This is a genomic window from Catenuloplanes japonicus (genome assembly GCF_000717135.1).
GTDB classification, from domain to species: Bacteria; Actinomycetota; Actinomycetes; order Mycobacteriales; family Micromonosporaceae; genus Catenuloplanes; species Catenuloplanes japonicus.
Genome location: NZ_JNXY01000016.1, coordinates 137738 through 158038, shown reverse-complemented (window position 1 = coordinate 158038; position 20301 = coordinate 137738). Strand labels below are relative to the sequence as shown.

Genomic DNA, 20301 nt, shown 5'->3' with positions numbered 1-20301 from the left:
GCCCCTCCGCTCTACGGGATCGGCTCGTGCACGGTGACGAGCTTCGTGCCGTCCGGGAACGTGGCCTCGACCTGCACCTCGACCAGCATCTCGGGCACGCCGTCCTGCACGTCCGCCCTGGTCAGCACGGTCCGCCCGGCCTCCATCAGGTCCGCCACGGTCCGTCCGTCCCGCGCCGCCTCCAGGATGTAGGCCGTGATGATCGCGGTCGCCTCCGGATAATTCAGGCGCAGCCCGCGCGCACGGCGCTTCTCTGCCACATCCGCGGCGACGTGGATGAGCAGCCGATCCTGCTCGTGCCGGCTGAGGAACAAGAGTCCGACCTCCGTGTCTGCTCCGGCGTGTCCGCTCCGGGCTCTGGCGACCGATGCTGGCACCGGCACGTTTCGCCCCTGTTAAGCCCTTGGTGCCGTTGATCACCACGCTACCGGCCGGACGGCCTGGCCAGGGCCGACAAGCCGTCTTGGGCGCGGCGGAAAGTTGCGCCGGTTAACGCCTCTGGTGCCGCGCTCGATACGGCTGATGCATAGGTTGCGGCGAATTCGGCCTTTCCGGTGGGGACCTCTGGAGGAGCGATGGACGACGTCGTGGGGCGGGTGCGGGAGCTTCTGGTGGGGGCGCTGGGGCGGAGGGCGTTCCTGGGAGCCGCGACGGCGGCCGGGGTGCTCGGTGCGGTGCGCCCTGCCGCGGCGGCCCCGGGTGCGGCGGCCAGGCCCGCGGGGGTTCTGCAGCCGGGTAAGGGGCCGATTCATGGGCGGCACTATCTGCGGTCCACGCCGGATCAGGTGCGGTGGGGGTACGTGCCGTCGACCGGGGCGGAGCCGGTGCTGAGGATGCGGTCGGGGGAGACGGTCACGATCGACACCGTGTCGCACGAGGGGATCCTGGAGGATCAGGGGCGGGACCCGGTGCGGTGGTTCGGCGGGCACGGGGTAGGACGGGCGGACGTGCTGCACGACGCGATCGACATCGCGCGTGAATACGATCGGACGCCGCGGACCTTCGATGTGGACGGGCCGCACGTCGTGACCGGGCCGGTGCACGTGGCGGGGGCGGAGCCGGGGGATGTGCTCAAGATCGAGATGCTCTCGATGCTGCCGCGGGTGCCCTACGGGGTGATCTCCAGCAGGCACGGCAAGGGGGCGCTGCCGCGCCTGGCCGGGGGTGCGGTGCCGCCGGGCATCGTCGAGGCGGAGATCATGCCGCCGGTCGCCACGGACGGGCGCCCGAACCCCGACCCTACTAAATACGGAAATGTCTCGATTTTTACGCCGGTGCGGGCGGACGGGAAGGCCGTGCTGCCGCGGTCCCGCAACCGGGCGGTGGCGTTTCCGACGAATCCGTTCATGGGGATGATGGGGGTCGCGTTCGCGGGGGCCACGTCGCTCACCGACCCGGCGCTCAACTCGATCCCGCCCACGCTCGGCGGCGGCAACATCGACATCAACCTGCTCGCCACCGGCGCCACGTTCTACCTGCCTGTCTTCGCGCCGGGCGCGCTCTTCTACGCGGGTGATCCGCACCTGGCGATGGGGGACGGCGAGGTCGCGCTGACCGCGCTCGAAGGCTCGCTGCGCGGCACGTTCCGGCTCACCGTGATCAAGCAGGGCACGCGCGGGACGCCGTCCGTCGCGTTCACGCGGCCGTTCGCCGAGACGCCGCACGCCTGGATCCCCATCGGACTCTCCGACCCGGACGGCGCGCAGGGCGGCGGCCAGATCAACGACCTGGACATCGCCATGCGCCGTGCCGTCGTCGCCGCCCTCGACTTCCTCGAACACGACCAGGGCATGGACCGCGCCGTCGCCTACGCCTACCTCTCCGCCGCCGCCGACTTCGAGATCAGCCAGGTCGTCGACCGCACGGTAGGCGTCCACGCCACAATCCCGAAAAATCACTTCTCATGACGCTTCTTCGTGGCGGTCCGCTCCGCTCCCCGCGGGTGCCTGCACCTGCCCGGGGGTGACCTTGCTGCGGAGGCCTGGCCGGGCACTGTCCGCCTGGTCACGGGGTGGGGAGCGCGGCGCGGATGGTGTCGCGGGAGGCGGTGACGTCGCGGCGGAGGAGGCCGAGGTCGACGTCGAGGAGGTGGCCGTCGGACTTGAGGGTGCGGCCGGCTACCAGGACCGTGGTGATGTTGCGAGGGTCGGCGCCGAGGACGAGGGTACCGATGGGGTCGTTGAGGGGCATGGTGTTGATGGCCTCGGCGTCGACCACGATCAGGTCGGCCTGGCGGCCGGGGGTCAGGGCGCCGGTGACCGCGCCGAGGCCGATGGCGTGGGCGCCGTCGACGGTGGCGAAGCCGAGCACGTCGCGGGTGGTGATGCGGGCGGACGGGCGGGTGACGTTGCGCATGCGCTGGATCGCGAGCAGCACCCGCATCTGGGTGAACATGTCGCTCGCCAGCGCCACCTCCACGTCGATGCTCAGGCCCGGCCGTACGCCGACGGCCAGCGCCTCGTCGATCGCGGGGATCGCGGTCTCCAGGCCGATCTGCGTGTCGGAGCCGGGTGCCAGTGAGATCGTCGTGCCGGTGCCGCTGATCGCACGCCAGGCGTCGGGCGTCAGGCCGGTCGCGTGGATCAGCATCAGGCCGGGGCCGAGCAGGCCCTGCTTCTCCCAGGCCAGGATCGCGTCGGAGGACGGCCGGCCGAAGACGGCGTCGATGCTGACGGCGAGGTCCAGGTCCCGGGCGACGGCGGCGAGCGACGGGCCGTAGACCAGGTCCGGGCCGACGATGTCGGTGGCGAGCGCGGCCAGCTGCAGCGTGATCAGCCCGTCGCCGGGGAGCGTGGCGCGCAGACGGGCCAGGTCGGCGGGCCACTGGCGGTCCCAGGAACCGAAATGCGGACCCATCGACGCGTGTACGCCGCGGAGGCCGGTCGACGCGAGGCCACGCAGCGCCGCGTCGGAGTGGGCGGCGCTGCGCGAGTTGTGCGAGAAGTCGAGCATGGTGGTGATGCCGGCGTCCAGCGCGGTGAGCGCGGCCAAGCGGGTGCCGACGTACATGTCGTCCGGCGTGTAGAGCGGCGCGACGCCGGCCAGCGTGGTGGACAGATATTCGCCCAGGTCGCCGACGTCCGGGACGGTACGGCGCATCTGCGCCTGCCAGGCGTGCCGGTGCGTGTCGACGAAGCCGGGCGCGACGATCCGGCCGGTCGTGTCGATCACGGTCGCGTCCCGGGCGGCCGGGTGGGCGCGCAGGTCCGGGCCGACCGCGATGATCTCGGTGCCGGAGATCAGCACGTCGCCGCGCGGCAGGTCGCCGCGCGCGGGGTCCATGGTGACGACCGTGCCGCCGGTGAACAGCATCGACATGATCAGGAGTCCTTTCGGGTGAACGTGTAGCCGCCGTGGTGGAGCACGCCGCCGTCGAACCGGCCGTACGCCCAGAAGCCCAGGTCGTCGCGGTAGACGATCCGGTCGCCGTCGATCCGGAACGCGCCCCGATAGGCGTGCCGGCGTCCGCCGCGCGTCTCGTCGTACCGGCCGTCCGCGGTCAGGTGCTGGTGGATGAAGCCGGTCGCGTCGATCCACGTCCCCAGGTGCGGTGAGGTGGACGGGCCGGGCGCGGTGTCCACGGCCGGGACGACCGTGCCGCCGGAGACCAGCGTCAGGTTCCGCGACGGCCACAGCACGATCGTCTCCAACTCCCCGAAGGGCACGATGGCGAACGTGGCCGGCCCGCCCACGGCCACCGGCCCGGCGAACAGCGGCGCGATCATGCGCCCGGTGCAGTCGACGGACGTGGCGCCGACGGCGCGCAGCCCCGGCCCGATCGCGGTGATCACGGCCCCGGAGACCAGCACGTCGATGCCGGCGACCGGGTCCGGCGTGAAGACGGTGGCGTTGACGAACAGTTGCGCGCTCACGGCGTACCCCCTCGGCGTTTTTCTGTTCTTGAATCTCTGCCTTCGGGCCGGGGTGAGCCAGGGTGCACCCCACCCAGGCTGACTCTGTAACTACTAGTATGTAAAGTGGGGGCGTGGACACGCGCGAACGACTGATCGAGGCGACGCGGGACCTGCTGTGGGACCGCGGATATGTGGGCACCAGCCCGCGCGACATCCTGGCCAGGGCCGGTGTCGGGCAGGGCAGCATGTACCACCACTTCACGGGCAAGGCCGACCTCGCGGCCGCGGCGCTGCAGCGGAATGCGGACCAGATGCGCGCGAGCGGCGAGGCCGTCTTCGACGCGGAGACCGGCGTGTACGACCGGCTGGTCGCCTATCTCACCCGCCCCCGGCAGGCGCTCAAGGGCTGCCGCATCGGGCGCATGTCGGAAGATCCGGACATCGTGGCGGACCCGGTGCTGCGGCGCCCGCTGGACGAGACGCTCGGCTGGTACCGCGAGCGGCTGGCGGAGCTGCTCGCGGAGGGGCAGGCGTCCGGCGAGCTGCGGGCCGGGTTCGTGCCGCGGCAGGTCGCGGCCGCGGTCGTCGCGGTCGTGCAGGGCGGTTACGTGCTGGCCAAGGCCGCCCAGTCCACCGAGCCCTACGACGACGCCGTTGCCGGCGCCGTCGCCCTTCTGGCCACGTTGCGTGAGGATGCCCGATGATCGCCCTGCACTATCAGCTCAATCTGCCGTCCGACTACGACGTGTCGCCGCTGCGCGCGCGGATCCCGGAGATCGGCAAGCGCTTCGACCGGCTGCCCGGCCTGGGCGTGAAGGCGTTCCTGCTGCGCGACCTGGGCGGCGGCGCGGCGCAGTACGCGCCGTTCTACCTGTGGACCGATCCCGCGGCCGCGGCCCGCTTCCTGTGGGACGACAACGGGTCCGGGCTCGGCGGCGTGATCGGCAAGTACGGGCGGCCGGTGGTGCAGACCTGGATCGGCGGCGGCTACCGGCGCGGCGCCGCGTTCGGCGGGACGGTGACGCACGCGGTGCGCCGGGTCGGCCCGGTCGCCGGGGAGCCGTCCGAGGTGGCGGCCGCCACGCGCGACGCGCTCGCGACCGGGGAGCCGGGCGTGCACTCGGCCGCGTGGGGCATCGATCCGCGCACGTGGGAGCTGATGACGTTCACGCTCCACACCCACCGGCCGGACGCGGACGGCGGCGAGCTCTACGAGGTCCCGCACCTGTCCGCGCCGCACGAGGCCGACCTCTAGGGACGCCACGGCCGGGAGGCGGCCTCCTTCAGCAGGTCGAGCACCTGACGCGTGTTCGGGTGGAGGCTGCCACCGGCCGGCACGAGGGCCGAGACCGTGCGCGTCACCGGGGATCTGAGCCGGTGCAGGCTGACGCCCGCGATGTCGGCCGGCAGCGCCATCCGCGGGATCAGCGCCACGCCCGCGTCCGCGGCCGCCAGCGCGGTGAGCACGGAGAAGTCGGTGGCGGTCGCGACCGGGACGGGGATGAAGCCGGCGGCACCGCACGCGCGCAGCGTGAGCTCGTGCGCGGTGGTGCCGGGCGTGGGGAGCAGCCAGTTCTCGTCGGCGAAGCGTTCCAGGTGGGCGGCGCTGCCGCGGGAGAGCTTGTGGACGGCGGCGAGGTCGGGGTGCAGCGCGAGCACGACCGGGTCGTCCAGCAGGTGGTGCTGTTCGGTGGCGGTGGGCAGGTCGCGGGGGAGCAGGTTGTAGGAGTGGATGATCGCGAGGTCGGCCTGCCGCTGGCGGAGCGCCTCGATCGCGGCGTCCGGCTCGTGGTCGGCGATGCGCAGCGCGATCGTGCGGTCCGACGCGGTGGTCAGGTGCCGCCACACGAACGGGAGCAGCACGCGCGCGGCGGACGGGAACGCGGCGACGTGGATCACGCCGGTGGTGCCGCCGCGCAGCGACTCGAGGTCGGCCTCGGCCGCCAGCAGTCCACCGAGGATCACCTCGGCGTGGCCGACCAGCCGGCGGCCGGCCTCGGTGAGTTGCAGGCCGCGGCCCTGTTTCTCCAGCAGCGGCACGCCGGCCTCGCGTTCCAGCGCGGCCAGTTGCTGGGAGACGGCGGGACCGGAGAGCTGGGCGGACTCGGCGGTGGCGGCCACGGTGCCGAACGCGGCGAAGTCGCGCAGCAGGCTGAGGCGGCGCACGTCGAGGAGCTTGCCCCGATCGGACACGGAAGGATTCCTAACGTGTTGAGAGCGAAAACCTCAAACGACCTTCTGGATGGTACGGAAGCCCGCGCGCCGCGCGAAAGCCCGCCCGGCCCGCCTGACAGAATGCGAGGCTGACGACACCTGACAGCAACGACGAGGAGTTCACTGTCGTGATCCGTACTCATGACGCCGGTAGCCTGCGCGCGACGGACGCCGGCGCGACCGTGACGCTGGCCGGCTGGGTGGCCCGCCGCCGCGACCACGGCGGGGTCATCTTCGTGGATCTCCGCGACGGCTCCGGCGTGGTCCAGGTGGTCTTCCGCGAGGACATGGACGCCGCGCACGCGCTCCGCAACGAGTACTGCGTGAAGGTCGTCGGCGAGGTCAACGCCCGCCCGGCCGGTAACGAGAACCCGGAGCTGCCGACCGGTGCGATCGAGGTGATCGTGTCCGATCTGGAGGTGCTCTCCGAGGCCGCGCCGCTGCCGATCCCGGTCGACGACGACGTGAACGCGGGCGACGACATCCGCCTGCGCTACCGCTACCTGGACCTGCGCCGCGGCGGCCCGGCCAAGGCGCTGCGCCTGCGGTCGAAGGCGTCGCAGATCGCCCGGACCGTGCTGCACGAGCGCGACTTCCTGGAGATCGAGACGCCGACGCTGACCCGGTCCACGCCGGAGGGCGCGCGCGACTTCCTGGTCCCGGTCCGCCTGCAGCCCGGCAGCTGGTACGCGCTGCCGCAGTCCCCGCAGCTGTTCAAGCAGCTGCTGATGGTCGGCGGCATGGAGCGGTACTACCAGATCGCCCGCTGCTACCGGGACGAGGACTTCCGCGCGGACCGCCAGCCGGAGTTCACCCAGCTCGACATCGAGATGTCCTTCGTGACCCAGGAGGACGTGATCGACCTGGGCGAGGCCATCGTGCGGAACCTGTGGAAGGAGCTGGCCGGGCACGAGATCGCCGGCCCGATCCCGCACATCACGTACCTGGACGCGATGGCCCGCTACGGCTCCGACAAGCCGGACCTGCGCTACGGCGTCGAGCTGACCGAGCTGACCGACTACCTGCGCGGCACCGAGTTCCGGGTGTTCGCGGGCGCGATCGCGGACGGCGGCTACGTCGGCGCCGTGGTCATGCCGGGCGGCGCGGCGCAGACCCGCAAGGAGCTGGACGGCTGGCAGGACTGGGCCAAGGCGCGCGGCGCCCGCGGCCTGGCCTACGTGGTGCTGGACGCGGAGACCGGCGAGCCCCGCGGCCCGGTCGCCAAGAACCTGAACGAGGCGCACCTGTCCGGCCTGGCCGACGCGGTCGGTGCGAAGCCGGGCGACGCGATCTTCTTCGCCGCCGCGGCCGAGAGGCGCGAGGCGCAGGAGCTGCTCGGCGCCGCGCGCGTGGAGATCGCCAGGCGGGCGAACCTGATCGACGAGTCGGCCTGGGCGTTCTGCTGGGTCGTGGACGCGCCGATGTTCGAGAAGACGGACGACGGTGGCTGGACCGCGGTGCACCACCCGTTCACCTCGCCGAACGCGGAGTGGCTGGACACTTTCGAGTCGGCTCCGGACCGGGCGCTGGCGTACGCGTACGACATCGTCTGCAACGGCAACGAGATCGGCGGCGGCAGCGTCCGTATCCACCGCGGCGACGTGCAGAGCCGGGTCTTCGACCTGCTCGGCATCTCGACCGAGGAGGCGCAGGACAAGTTCGGCTTCCTGCTGGAGGCGTTCAAGTACGGGCCGCCGCCGCACGCGGGCATCGCGTTCGGCTGGGACCGGGTCTGCATGCTGCTGGCCGGTGCGGACTCGATCCGGGAGGTCATCGCGTTCCCGAAGACCCGCGGCGGGTTCGACCCGCTGACCAGCGCGCCGACGCCGATCACGGCGCAGCAGCGCAAGGAGGCCGGCGTGGACGCGAAGCCGGTCGCGGCTGCTTCCTGACGGTTCTCTGCGTTGTCCGGGGCGTCCCTCATGCCGAGGGGCGTCCCGTTCGTTTCTCCGCCGGGTGATTTAACAATTAAATGCCTGATTTATCCCGAAATTGGGCTGACTATGGTCCAATGACGGTTACATGCCGCGCGCTGGCGGCTGCCCTGCTCACGGGGCTGATGATGACCACGACGGCGCCCGCCGGGGCCGCGCCGACGCCGGTGAGCCGCCCCAACATCCTGCTGGTCGTGCTGGACGACGCCGGCCTCGGTCAGACCGACGTCATGACCCGCACGCAGGCCTGGCTCGGCACCACCGGCCGTGATTACACGCACGCGGTCGCCACCACGCCGTCCTGCTGCCCGAGCCGCTCGTCGATCTTCAGCGGCCGGTACGTGCACAACACCGGCGTCACCCAGCAGGCCAAGATCGACGTCTACGATCACGACCGCACGCTGCAGCACGAGCTCAAGCGCGCCGGGTACGCCACGGCCGCGGCCGGGAAGCTGTTCAACGGCTGGGAGCTTGCGAAGCAGCCGCCGTACATCGACCACTGGGCGCTGCAGCACGGCGGGTTCGTGAAGGCGCACTTCAACGTGGACGGCACGGACGTGTATCCGCCGTACTCGACCACGTTCACCGGGCAGAAGGTGACCGGCTACATCGACCGGTTCGAGCGCGAGGACGACCGGCGGCCGTGGTTCATCTACGCCGGGTTCGTCGCGCCGCACTCGCCGTACACACCGGAGCCGAAGTACGCGAAGACGCCGCTGACCTGGCGCGCCAACCCCGCGACCCGCGAGAAGGACCGCAGCGATAAACCAGCATATGTCCGGAAATTTAAGGTCAGCGGCGCGGAGGGGGTGCAGACCTCGATCGCGCAGATGCGCACGCTGCTCTCCGTCGACGACCAGATGGAGGCGATCCGGCGCCGGCTGGCTGCGACCGGCGAGCTGGACAACACGGTCGTCATGTTCCTCTCCGACAACGGCAAGTCGCTCGGCGAGCACGGGCTGCCGACCAAGTTCGTGCCGTACCAGGGCTCGATCCGGGTGCCGCTGCAGCTCTGGTGGCCGGGCAGGGTGCCGGCCGGCCGGGACGGCCGCCTCGCGCCGCTCATCGACGTCACGCCCACGCTGCTGGAGCTGGCCGGCCTCACGCCCGGCTACCAGGTCGACGGCCGCAGCCTGCTCACCGGCGCGCGCCGGGACCGGGTGCTGCTCGAATACTGGTACGACTCCGTCAACGGCAGCTATCCGACCTGGGCCTCCACCTACGCGCCCGGGAAGTTCCAGTACATCGAGAACCAGCAGGCGGGCGGCGTCTTCCGCGAGTACTACGACCTGCGCCGCGACCCCTGGCAGCTGACCAACCTGCTCGCCGTGCGCGGCGTCGCGGGCGCTCCGGACACCGGCCGGCTCGCCGCCGAGCTCGCCCGTGCCCGGACCTGCGCAGGAGCACGCGACTGCCCGTGAGTGGATTCCCGCGGAGGTGGGTACACGGAGGTCAATACCTCTTAGACACCCCTCCCGGAGGATCGACATGCTGGCTCTCATCGCCGCCGGAGTCTTCGGCTTCGCGCTCCTGCTCGACCTGCTCAACACCGACTTCGGCGCGCCCGACCTGTTCAACTGGAACACGCTGGTCCTGATCGGCCTCTTCCTGCTCGCGCTCTACCTGGGCGGCGTCGGCTCCGGACCGCGTACCGGCACGGGCACCGGCGGTCGCCGCTACTTCGGCCGTCGCCCGGGTCGCGGCTGATTCATAAAGATCAACACCATCAGCGGGTACGACGAGAGCCCGCCCTTCCGCTCGGCCGACGCGCTCGGCCGGATGGCACGGAGGGGCGGGCTCGCTCGCGTACCCCCGTGGACCGCCCTTGATCTGGATCTTCGGACCCGTTGGGGTCCGGCGTGCGAGGGCGCGGCGCCCCGGGCGGTATCGTTCGTCACGTGGAGGTCGAAGGGCTTTTTGCCGTCACCGAAACGGGAAGCGTCAGCATGACGCCGGACCGGGCCGGAGCCGGGCCCGCCTCCGATGCGCAGGGTGCGAGCTTCGTCGCGCCAGGTGAGGATTCGCCGCTGGCGGTCCGCATGCGGCCGCAGGGCATCGAGGAGCTCGTCGGGCAGCAGCACCTGCTCGCGCCCGGTGCGCCGCTGCGGCAGCTGGTCGGCGACGCCACCCCGATGTCCGTGATCCTGTGGGGCCCGCCCGGCAGCGGCAAGACCACCATCGCGCACCTGGTCGCCGGCACCACCAACCGCCGCTTCGTCGCGATGTCCGCGCTCTCCGCCGGCGTCAAGGACGTGCGCGCCGTGATCGACACCGCGCGCCGCGAACGCCGCTACGGCGGGCCGCCGACCGTGCTCTTCATCGACGAGGTGCACCGCTTCAGCAAGACCCAGCAGGACTCGCTGCTCGCCGCCGTCGAGGACCGGACCGTCACGCTGCTGGCCGCCACCACGGAGAACCCGTACTTCTCGGTCATCTCGCCGCTGCTCTCCCGCTGCGTGCTGCTCACGCTGCACCCGCTCACCGAGGACGACGTGCGCGGCCTGATCCGGCGCGCGCTGACCGACCCGCGCGGGCTCGGCGGCGCGCTGACGCTGGCCGACGAGGCGCTGGAACACCTGGTCCGGCTCGCGTCCGGCGACGTGCGCAAGGCGCTGACCGCGCTCGAGGCGGCCGCGTCGTCCGCGCTGGCCCGGGGCGCCACCGAGATCGACCTGACCACCGCGGAACAGGCCGTGGACGTGGCCGCGGTCCGCTACGACCGCGACGGCGACGCGCACTACGACGTGACCAGCGCGTTCATCAAGAGCATGCGCGGCTCCGACCCGGACGCGGCGCTGCACTGGCTGGCCCGGATGCTGGTCGCCGGCGAGGACGCCCGGTTCATCGCGCGCCGGCTGGTGATCTTCGCGTCCGAGGACGTCGGGATGGCCGACCCCACGTCGCTGCAGGTCGCGACCGCGGCGGCGCAGGCGGTGCAGCTGATCGGGCTGCCGGAGGCCGGGCTCAACCTCTCCCAGGCGGTGATCCACCTGGCGACGGCGCCGAAGAGCAACAGCGCGACGACCGCGCTCGGCGCCGCCATGGCGGACGTGCGCGCGGGGCGGGGCGGGCCGGTGCCGAAACACCTGCGGGACGCGCACTACCAGGGGTCCAAGGGACTGGGGCACGGCGCGGGATATCAGTACCCGCACGACGACGGCCGGGGCGTGGTCCGGCAGCAGTACGCGCCGGACGACCTCGCGGCGGTGGAGTACTACCAGCCGACCGACCGGGGGTACGAGCGCGAGGTGGCGGAACGGCTGCCGAAGCTGCGGCGCGTGGTGCGGGGGACGCCGATGCCGCCACGGCGGGAGACGCGGGCGGCGGGTGCGGTGGCCTCGGCGGTCCGGGAGGCTCCGGGCGTACCCTCGGCGGCTGTTGATCTTGGTTCTTCTGCTTCTGTTGCCGCGGATGTGGCGCCTGCTGATGCGGTGGAGGCCCCGGTGGCGTCCGTGGAGGTCGCGCCCGGCATTGCCGTGCCCGATGTGGTCGCGTCCGACGTGGCCGTGCCGGAGGGGGCCGGCTCGGCTGCGGTTGCCGAAGCGGACGAACCGGGTGAGGCCGCCGGCGAGGCCGTCTCGGACGACGAGCCTTCCGGCGAGTCCGAGGCGACCGCTGAGCAGGGGCGCAAGGCCGGTGGGCGGCGGAAGGGCGGCGCGCGGAGACGTGCGCCGGAGCCGACGGCGGAGGCGGGCGCATGAGCCGCGCCGCGGAGATCGGCACTGCCCGTGAGCGTGACCGTCCGTACGGCGGTGGCGAAAACCGGCGAAGTGGCGCACCCTCGCTAGAGGGTCTGGGAGCGCGGCCACCCGCGAACGTGACCTCCCTCACCACCGGAGAGCGCGACGGGCGCGTGGCCTGCACGGGCATGAACCGCCCGCCGCACGACATTCCCGGCGGCGGGCGAGCGGTTTGTAGCTTGGTGGGTCACGCCCATGTTCCGGCGCAGGGTCAGCCCGAGCGGCGACCGGCCGATCGGTACGGGACGCGTGAAGGACCCCGCCGGTCCGGGCACGACCGGGCGGGGACGTACGGGACTTCGGTAACTGACCGCGTGTCGGTGGAGATAGAGAGAGTGGTTGCGTGAGGGCACGGGGTTCGGACGGAGCGGACGACGGCCAGGAGGCCGGCGGCCAGAAGCGCGGCCGCAGGTGGGGCCGGGGACGCTCCGGCACGCCCGACGGGCAGACGCCACCTCCGGCGGAGGAGGAGATCTCCGGTGAGGAGACCGGCTGGCTCGACGACCTCCGCACGGCCAAGCAGGCGAACGTCGACCTGAGCGACGGCGCCCCCGCACTCCCGGCCGGCACCGGCTTCCCCACCGCACCCGACCTGGCACCGGACGACGATCCGGGCGCGGGTCCGGGTACCGGTCCCGGGGCTGGTCCGGGCGGTCCGGGCGCTGGTCTGGGCGGTCCGGGTGGTCCGGGCGCTGGTCTGGGTGGTCCGGGCGCCGGTCCGGGTGTGCCTGACGGAGGGCCGGGGTTCCCGGGGTTCGGCGGTGGCGACGGGCCGGGTGGTCCCGATGCCGGGGAGAACCCGGCCGGCCGGTTCGGCGGGGCGCCTGCGCCGCGACCGCGGCCCGGTGCGGAACCGAGCGGTCCCTTCGGCGGTCCGGACGGCGCGCCCGGTGGGCGTCGCGCGGCGGGTCCCGACGGCGGGCCGTTCGGTGGTCCCGGTGGTGACCCGGCGTTCGGTGCTGCGGACGGGCCCGGTGGGTACGGCGGGCGTCGCCTGGCGGGCCCTGATGGTGACCCGGCCTACGGCGCGGGCCCCGGCGTGCCCTTCGGTGGTCCGGACGGCCGTCGTGCGGACGGTGGCGGTCCCTTCGGTGGCGAGCCCGGCGGACGCCGTGCGGCCGGCCCCGAGAGCGAGCCGACCAGCGGTGAGATCCGTGGCGGGCGTGCCGCGGCCGGGATGGGTCCGCAGGGCGGCGGGCGCGCGCCCTTCGGCGGTGGCCCGGAGCAGGGTGGCGCCCCCTATGACCAGGCCGGCGGCCGTCGTGCCGCCGGTGAGCCCCGCGGTCCGTTCGGTGGTGAGCCGACGAGCGGTGAGATCCGTGGCCGGCGTGCCGCGGCTCCGGACGGTACCTACGGTGCGGAGTCCGGCGGTCGTCCGGCCGGGCCGTTCGGTGGAGACCCCGGTCCCTACGGCGCCGGTGAGCAGGGCGGCGGCCGTCGTGCCGCAGGTGAGCCTCGTGGCGGCGGAGCCTGCCGGGCCGTTCGGTGGTGAGCCCGGCGGCCGGCGCGCCGCGGGCGATCCGGCGGGGCCGTTCGGCGGTGAGCCGACCAGCGGTGAGATCCGCACCGGGCGGCGGCGTGCGGCGGAGCCGGGCGCCCCGGAGCAGCGCAGCGGCGGGTACCCGATGCCGCGCCGCGGGGACGAGCCGCCCGGCGCCGGTCCGGCCGACCGGCGTCCCGGCCCGGGGGGCCACGCGGCGGGCCCGCCCGCGGCACGGCACTCCGGTCCCGGCGAGAACCCGCCGGGCGAGCCCCGGTCCCTCGCCTCGGCGAACGAGGAGATGGGCGCCGGAAACCCGAACTCGTGGGCGTTCACGCCGTCCCGGCAGAACCCCGAGATAAGCCGGCGCGGTGGCGCGCCCGGCTCACGGTCGCGCTTCTCCGGCGAGCCCGGCGAGACTCCGGCCTCCGGCAACGCGCCCGGCCTGCCGCCGGGCGCGGTCGCGCCGGTGTCCGGCGGACGGTCCGGGCCGGTGGGCAGCCGCCCCGAGCACGGCGGCGGCGCGCACAGCACCGGCGGTGCCGGTGGCGCGGTCCGTGACCGCTTCGGCGGCCCGGCCGGTGCGGGCGGTCCGGCCGGTCCCGGTGGTTTCGGCGGTCCTGGTGCGCCCGGCGTTCCGGGGAGGCCCGGCCCGGACGGTGGGCCGCATTCCGGTGTGACCGGCATCGACGGGCTCGCGGGTGGTCGGCACGGTGGTGCGGACGGCGGCCGTGGACGGCCTGGCTTCGACGGTCCCCAGGGGGAGCGTCCTGGATTCGGTGGTCCGCAGGGCGATCGGCCCGGTTTTGATGGTCCGCAGGGCGGTCGCCCGGGTGTCGACGGTCCGCAGGGCCGGCCGGGTTTTGATGGCCCGGCGGGTCGGCCCGGTTTCGACGGTCCGCAGGACGGACGTCCCGGGTTTGACGGTCCGGCGGGCGGGCGCCCCGGTTTCGACGGTGGCCGGCCCGGTTTTGACGGTCCCCAGGACGGTCGGCCGGGTTTCGGTGGCCCGCAGGGCCGGCCTGGCTTCGACGGTCCGCAGGGCCGGCCCGGTTTTGATGGTCCGGCAGGCGGTCGTCCCGGGTTCGACGGTCCCCAGGGTGGCCGTCCCGGGTTCGACGGCGCCCCGGGTGGGCGTCCCGGACCGGACGGTCCGGGTGCGCGGGCCGGCGGCCGGGCGAGCGCGCCCATGCCGCCCGTCATGCCCGGACGCCCCGGCGCGACCCCGCCGCCCTCGCTTCCCGCGTCCGCGCCCGGCCTGCCGCCCGGTGTGGAGCCGGTGTCCGGTGCCCCGGGCAGCCCTGCCGGTCCGCGTGCACCCGGTTCCGGCGCGCCCACGGGCGCGGTGGTCTCCGGCCGGGACCGTTTCCGTGCCCCGCAGCAGCCCGTGGACGGCCCGCCGACCGGCCCCGGCCGCGTCGGCCCCGGCCAGCCCGCCGGTCCGGGCCACGCGGTCCCGGGCGCGGCAGGTGCCGCGGGCATGCCCGGCGCACCCAGGCGCCCCGGCGACGACTTCGACACGAGTGGCGGTGACGGCCGCTTCGGCGACGGTGCCTACGGCCGTGGTGGCCCGGACGGTCGTCCCGGTGACGGTGCCTACGGCCGTGGTGGCCCCGACGGCCGCCCTGCTGACGGTGCTTACGGCCGTGGCGGTCCCGACGGTCGTCCCGGTGACGGTGCTTACGGCCGTGGTGGCCCGGACGGCCGTCCCGCCGACGGTGCTTACGGCCGTGGCGGTCCCGGCGACGACGGCTACGGCCGCGGTGGTCCCGATGGCCGCCCTGCTGACGGTGCTTACGGCCGTGGCGGTCCCGACGGTCGTCCCGGTGACGGCCGTGGGCCCGGCAGCGGCGAGTTCCGGCAGGTAGGACGTCGTGGCCGCGATGCCGGACGTACCAACAGCGGCGAGTTCGGCCAGGTCGGCATGCGCGGCGAGGGCCTGCGCGGCGGCGGTGACGAGCCCGGCCGTCGTGGTGGCAGCGGTGAGTTCGGCCAGGTCGGCATGCGCGGCGAAGGCCGGCGTGGCGCGCGGCCCGGCGACGGTGGCCCGTCCGCCTACCAGGAGCCCGGCTACGGCCCCGGCGGCCCGAACAGCCCCGGTGGCCCGCACGGCCGTGAGCCGGGCCGCGGTGATCGCGACCGTGACTACGGCCCCGGCCGGGACTACGGCGAACGAGATCATGGGCCAGGTCGTGACGGCGATCAGGAAGGATCCGGTGACCGGGATTTTGGTCAAGGCCGCGAGGGTGGCCCGAGCGGCCCTGGCGGCCGTGATCTCACCCCCGCCGGTTCCGGCCTCCGCGAGCTGGGCCCCGGCAGCTCCGACACGTCCGTTCCCCGTGACGCGACTCCTGGCGTAGCCACCCCCGGCGTGGCCGGTCCCCGCGAGATCGGCCCCGGCGCCGCTCGCGAGCCCGGCGTGGCCCGTGCCGCCATCCGCCCGCCCGGCGTCGACGCGCCGGGCGACGGCGCGGACAAGCCCGGCCCGGCCGTGCCGGGCAAGGCCGTCGTGCCCGGCCAGGCGATCGTGCCCGGTCAGGCCATGGTCCGGCGTGGCCCGCTCCCGGAGGAGGGCAGCCTCGACGCGGCCGCCCGTGCGGTGGCCCGCGGCCCCCGCACGGTCCCGGCGGAGATGAACGCGCTGCCCGGCCGCGTGGCCGTGGCCGCGCTCCCGGCCGGCAACGGCCAGGGGGGCCCGCTGGAGAGCGGCGCGCTGCGCACGGCGGACGCGCCACGGGACTCCGTACCCCCGGACGAGGCTCTGGAGAAGCGTCAGCGGGAACAGCGTCAGCTGCGGCTGGGTGCGCTGGTCCTGGTGACGTTGCTGCTGCTCGGTGCGTTGCCGCTGTATTTCGGCATCCGGGCCGCGACGCGTGATCCGGTGTTCAACACGCTGGACGAGCTGGGCGTGCCCGGCTGGGCGGCGCAGGAGCCGAACGACCAGATCAGCGGCTCGCGATGGTGCTTCCTCGCCTGCCGGCTGCGGGAGCGGACGGCCACGTCGGAGAAGACGCAGGAGGAGACGACGGCCGTCTACCTGACCGCGCTGGCGGACGCCGGCTGGGAGCGGTGGGAGGTCGCCGGGTGCCCGGATCAGCCGGTGGACGTCGGTGACTACACCTGCTGGCGGCGGGACGAGCTGACGCTGGACCTGTACGTCCGGCCGCCGGTCTGTGCGGACGGCGCGCTGGCGCAGCGTCCGCCGGCCGTGGGCGAGAGCGAGGTGGCGCCGCCCGAGGGTACGGCGCCGGCCGGCGACTGCCCGGGTGCGGCGGTATCGATAAAGGTCAACAACGCGATCGACGACCCCCGTACGCAGCCGCAGCCGAGCGTCCCGTCGGACCCGCTGGGGGAGACACCGGACGCCACGTTCGACTACCCGACGGACATCCCGACCGACCTTCCGCCGGTGGCGCCGACCGAGTAGCTCCGGCGCGCGGCGGCGTGTCACTGAGGGTAGGGTTCCCACGTTGGCGCAGAGTGGACACTGTCACCTGCCCGAAGACATATATGCAGGGGATAGGCGGAGGGGAACACGCGTGGACGGTGGAGAGATCGCGGCTCTGATCGGGGCCGGGGCGTTCGCGATGCTCGTGCTCGTGCTGGCCGTGCCGATTCTGCGGCTGCGGCACACGATCGACGCGGCGACCCGCACGATCAACGACCTGAACGACCGTACGGAGCCGTTGCTGCGGAACGTGAACCTCACCATCGAGGGTGTGAACACCACGCTGGACCAGGTGCACACGTCGCTGGACGGGGTGAACATCCAGCTGGCGAAGGTGGACACGATCACCGGCCACGTGCAGAACGTCAGCGCCAACGTGGCGAACCTGACCACCGTGGTCTCGGCCGCCGCCGCGAACCCGCTGGTGAAGGTGGCCGCGTTCGGGTACGGCGTGCGCAAGGCCGCCGCCGCCCGCCGTGGCGCCGAGGAGGAGCGCGAGGTCAAGGACGTGCTGAAGGCGCGTCGCCGGGCCGGTCGTCGCTAACAGGAACCGGCACGGAAGGATGTTCTCATGAAGCGTCTGCTCTGGCTCGGGATCGGCCTCGGTGTCGGTGTTCTCGTGGTCCGTCAGGTGACGAAGATGGCGCACGCGTACACGCCGCAGGGCCTCGCCGCGTCCGCCCAGGAATCCGCCGGCGGGCTCGTCGAGTCCGTGCGTAGCTTCGTCGACGACGTCCGGATCGCGATGGCCGAGCGTGAAGAGGAGATTCACGCCGCCTTCGCCGAGGGCGTGCTCTATGACGACCAGTTCGCCGAGGAGCGGGGCTACCCGCTGGACGGCATCGACACTCAGGAAGGCCGCAGATGAAGACCGCGGAGATCAAGCGACGATACCTGGCGCACTTCGAGGCCAACGGCCACGCCGTGGTGCCGTCCGCTCCGCTGCCGGCCATTGACGACCCGAACCTGTTGTTCGTCAACGCCGGCATGGTGCAGTTCGTGCCGTACTTCCTGGGTCAGCGCAAGCAGCCCTGGCCCCGGGCCGTGTCGGTGCAGAAGTGCATCCGTACCCCCGATATCGACGAGGTCGGCAAGACCTCGCGGCACGGCACGTTCTTCCAGATGAACGGCAACTTCTCGTTCGGGGACTACTTCAAGTCGGGCGCGATCCCGCTGGCCTGGGACCTGATCACCAAGTCGGTCGCGGACGGCGGCTTCGGCCTGGACGCGGACCGCATCTGGGCGACGGTCTATCTCGACGACGACGAGGCGATCGAGATCTGGAAGCAGACCGGCATGCCGGCCGAGCGGATCGTGCGTCGCGGCAAGAAGGACAACTACTGGTCGATGGGCATCCCCGGCCCGGCCGGCCCGTGCTCGGAGCTCTACTACGACCGCGGCCCGGCGTACGGCCCGGACGGCGGCCCCGAGGTGGACGAGGACCGCTACCTCGAGTTCTGGAATCTCGTCTTCATGCAGTACGAGATCACGAACGTGCGCAGCAAGGAAGAGTTCGACATCGTCGGCGAGCTGCCGGCGAAGAACATCGACACCGGCATGGGCCTGGAGCGGATGGCCTCCATCCTCCAGGGCGTCGACAACATGTACGAGATCGACGAGATCCGCCCGGTGCTGGACAAGGCCGCGGCGCTGACCGGCAAGACCTACGGGGCGAAGTCGGGTCACGCCGCCTCCGAGTCGCACCCGGACGACGTGCGCCTGCGTGTGATCGCGGACCACGTGCGTACCTCGCTGATGCTGATCGGCGACGGCGTCACGCCGTCGAACGAGGGCCGCGGCTACGTGCTGCGCCGCATCATGCGCCGGGCGATCCGCTCGATCCGGCTGCTCGGCTGGCAGGACAAGGCGCTGCCGGAGCTGCTGCCGGTGGCCCGGGACTGCATGTCGCCGTCGTACCCGGAGCTGGCCGAGGAGTTCGACCGCATCTCCACGTACGCGTACGCGGAGGAGGACGCGTTCCTCGCCACGCTGCGGTCCGGCACCACGATCCTGGACACCGCGATCGCGGAGACCAAGTCGGCGGGCGGCGCGAAGCTCTCCGGTGACAAGGCGTTCCAGCTGCACGACACGTACGGCTTCCCGATCGACCTGACGCTGGAGATCGCGGCCGAGCAGGGCCTGTCCGTCGACGACGAGGGCTTCCGCCGTCTGATGACGGAGCAGCGCACGCGCGCCAAGGAGGACGCGCGGGCGCGCAAGACCGGGCACACGGACGTCTCGGCGTACCGGAACGTGCTGGAGGACGGCGGCGCGGTCGAGTTCACCGGCTATGCCGAGACCTCGCGTGAGTCCCGGGTGCGGGCGCTGCTCAGCAAGGGCGAGCGCCTGCAGAGCGCCGGCGAGGGCGACACGATCGAGCTGGTCCTGGACACCACCCCGTTCTACGCGGAGGGCGGTGGCCAGCAGCCGGACAACGGCCTGATCACGGTCGGCGGCGGGCAGGTCGAGGTCTACGACGTGCAGCAGCCGGTGCCGGGCCTGATCGTGCACAAGGCGCGCGTGATCCGTGGCGAGGTGCGTCCCGGTGAGTCCGGGTTCGCCGAGATCGACACGAACCGCCGCCGCGCGATCTCCCGCTCGCACACGGCCACGCACCTGGTGCACCAGACGATCCGCAACTTCCTCGGCGAGGCCGCGACCCAGGCCGGTTCGATGAACGCGCCGGGCCGGCTGCGGTTCGACTTCAACACGCCGCAGGCGGTCCCGCCGGCCGTGCTCCGCGACGTGGAGCAGCAGGTCAACGAGGTGCTGCTGGCCGACCACGAGGTGCACGCGTTCGTCACCTCGCAGGAGGAGGCGCGGCGTCTCGGCGCGATGGCGCTGTTCGGCGAGAAGTACGGCGACGAGGTGCGGGTCGTCGAGGTCGGCGACTACGCGCGTGAGCTGTGCGGTGGCACGCACGTGGCCCGGTCCGGCCAGCTCGGCCTGGTGAAGATCCTGTCCGAGTCGTCCATCGGCTCCGGCGTGCGCCGCGTCGAGGCGCTGGTCGGCATCGACGCGTTCGGCTTCCTGGCCAAGGAGCACCTGCTGGTGTCCCGGCTCGCGGATCTTTTCCGGATCCCGGCCGACCAGGTGGGGGACCGGGTCGAGCAGACCGTCACGGCGCTGCGCGACGCGGAGAAGGAGCTGGAGAAGCTGCGTGCCCAGGCGGTGCTCGGCGGCGCCGGCGCGATCGCGGACGCGGCCCGGGACCTGAACGGCATCGCGTACGTCGGGGCGGAGGCGCCGGACGGCGCGGCCGGCAACGACGTCCGCACGCTGGCGATGGAGATCCGCGGGAAGATCGGCGAGGGCCGTCCCGCGGTGGTCGCGGTGGCCGCGAAGTCGAACGGCAAGGCGTCACTCATCGTAGCGACGAACGCGGCAGCCCGCGATCGCCACGTGTCCGCTGCGGACCTCGTGAAGGGTGCGCTCGGCGGTCGCGGTGGCGGAAACGCAGAGCTTGCGCAGGGCGGCGGCGTGCCCGCGACGGAGACCGTTAAGCTTCTGACCGCTGTGGAGAAGGCAATTTCCGACGCCGGCTGATGGCGTCAACGCCCGATCGGCCATTACTCTTCGCAGCGTGGCCCGATCGACGGCAGGAGGCGCGTGTTCAAGCTTGGCAGGGTGA

The 20301-nt window shown here is 73.0% G+C and carries 16 protein-coding genes; 12 read left to right on the top strand and 4 right to left on the bottom strand.

Features of this window, described 5'->3' with window-relative positions:
* Positions 1-11: 11 nt before the first annotated feature.
* A complete protein-coding gene (locus OP04_RS22650) occupies positions 12-314 on the bottom strand; it encodes an urease subunit gamma (RefSeq protein ID WP_033341786.1) in 303 nt (100 codons plus the stop codon).
* A gap of 261 nt (positions 315-575) precedes the next feature.
* Between OP04_RS22650 and OP04_RS22645 the strand changes: the two genes are divergently transcribed.
* On the top strand, positions 576-1907 hold the full coding sequence (locus OP04_RS22645; RefSeq protein WP_085066681.1) for an acetamidase/formamidase family protein: 1332 nt from the start codon (positions 576-578) through the stop codon (positions 1905-1907).
* Between the two features lie 97 nt (positions 1908-2004).
* On the opposite strand, the gene OP04_RS22640 is transcribed toward OP04_RS22645, so the two are convergent.
* Both OP04_RS22640 and OP04_RS22635 read right to left on the bottom strand, forming a co-directional pair.
* Positions 2005-3318, bottom strand: coding sequence for an amidohydrolase family protein (locus tag OP04_RS22640; protein ID WP_033341785.1), 1314 nt, complete (start codon positions 3316-3318; stop codon positions 2005-2007).
* A 2-nt stretch (positions 3319-3320) separates the two neighbouring features.
* Positions 3321-3872, bottom strand: coding sequence for an Atu4866 domain-containing protein (locus OP04_RS22635; protein WP_051798678.1), 552 nt, complete (start codon positions 3870-3872; stop codon positions 3321-3323).
* Between the two features lie 113 nt (positions 3873-3985).
* Here OP04_RS22635 and OP04_RS22630 point away from each other — a divergent pair, with 113 nt between their 5' ends.
* Both OP04_RS22630 and OP04_RS22625 read left to right on the top strand, forming a co-directional pair.
* Positions 3986-4558 (top strand): TetR/AcrR family transcriptional regulator, encoded by a 573-nt coding sequence (locus OP04_RS22630; RefSeq protein WP_033341784.1) that lies wholly within the window; start codon positions 3986-3988, stop codon positions 4556-4558.
* On the top strand, positions 4555-5109 hold the full coding sequence (locus tag OP04_RS22625; RefSeq protein ID WP_033341783.1) for a DUF4865 family protein: 555 nt from the start codon (positions 4555-4557) through the stop codon (positions 5107-5109). The genes OP04_RS22630 and OP04_RS22625 overlap by 4 nt, the downstream gene beginning before the upstream one ends.
* On the opposite strand, the gene OP04_RS22620 is transcribed toward OP04_RS22625, so the two are convergent.
* Positions 5106-6047 (bottom strand): LysR substrate-binding domain-containing protein, encoded by a 942-nt coding sequence (locus OP04_RS22620; protein ID WP_033341782.1) that lies wholly within the window; start codon positions 6045-6047, stop codon positions 5106-5108. The two genes, OP04_RS22625 and OP04_RS22620, sit on opposite strands and share 4 nt — an antisense overlap.
* A gap of 149 nt (positions 6048-6196) precedes the next feature.
* Between OP04_RS22620 and aspS the strand changes: the two genes are divergently transcribed.
* From aspS to alaS, 9 genes are all read left to right on the top strand, one after another.
* The gene (aspS, locus tag OP04_RS22615) at positions 6197-7960 is read left to right on the top strand and encodes an aspartate--tRNA ligase (RefSeq protein WP_051798676.1); all 1764 of its coding nucleotides are present in this window, start codon (positions 6197-6199) and stop codon (positions 7958-7960) included.
* A gap of 119 nt (positions 7961-8079) precedes the next feature.
* Entirely contained in the window at positions 8080-9423 is a 1344-nt protein-coding gene (locus OP04_RS22610; protein ID WP_063746661.1) for a sulfatase family protein, read from the top strand.
* A gap of 67 nt (positions 9424-9490) precedes the next feature.
* Positions 9491-9709, top strand: coding sequence for a hypothetical protein (locus OP04_RS22605; RefSeq protein ID WP_033341781.1), 219 nt, complete (start codon positions 9491-9493; stop codon positions 9707-9709).
* Positions 9710-9900: 191 nt separating this feature from the next.
* Positions 9901-11703: a replication-associated recombination protein A gene (locus OP04_RS22600; protein WP_085066679.1), complete on the top strand. Its 1803-nt coding sequence runs from the start codon at positions 9901-9903 to the stop codon at positions 11701-11703.
* Positions 11704-12085: 382 nt separating this feature from the next.
* Positions 12086-13234, top strand: coding sequence for a hypothetical protein (locus OP04_RS53545; RefSeq protein ID WP_157240185.1), 1149 nt, complete (start codon positions 12086-12088; stop codon positions 13232-13234).
* Between the two features lie 2647 nt (positions 13235-15881).
* Complete coding sequence (locus OP04_RS56840; RefSeq protein WP_408606776.1) at positions 15882-16649, top strand: hypothetical protein; 768 nt, start codon at positions 15882-15884, stop codon at positions 16647-16649.
* 112 nt (positions 16650-16761) lie between these two features.
* Positions 16762-17214 carry a DUF948 domain-containing protein gene (locus OP04_RS22585; protein WP_033341779.1) on the top strand — a complete coding sequence of 151 codons (453 nt, stop codon included), beginning with the start codon at positions 16762-16764 and terminating at the stop codon, positions 17212-17214.
* A 27-nt stretch (positions 17215-17241) separates the two neighbouring features.
* On the top strand, positions 17242-17538 hold the full coding sequence (locus OP04_RS22580; RefSeq protein WP_033341778.1) for a hypothetical protein: 297 nt from the start codon (positions 17242-17244) through the stop codon (positions 17536-17538).
* The gene (alaS, locus tag OP04_RS22575) at positions 17535-20216 is read left to right on the top strand and encodes an alanine--tRNA ligase (protein ID WP_033341777.1); all 2682 of its coding nucleotides are present in this window, start codon (positions 17535-17537) and stop codon (positions 20214-20216) included. The genes OP04_RS22580 and alaS overlap by 4 nt, the downstream gene beginning before the upstream one ends.
* Positions 20217-20301 lie beyond the last annotated feature (85 nt).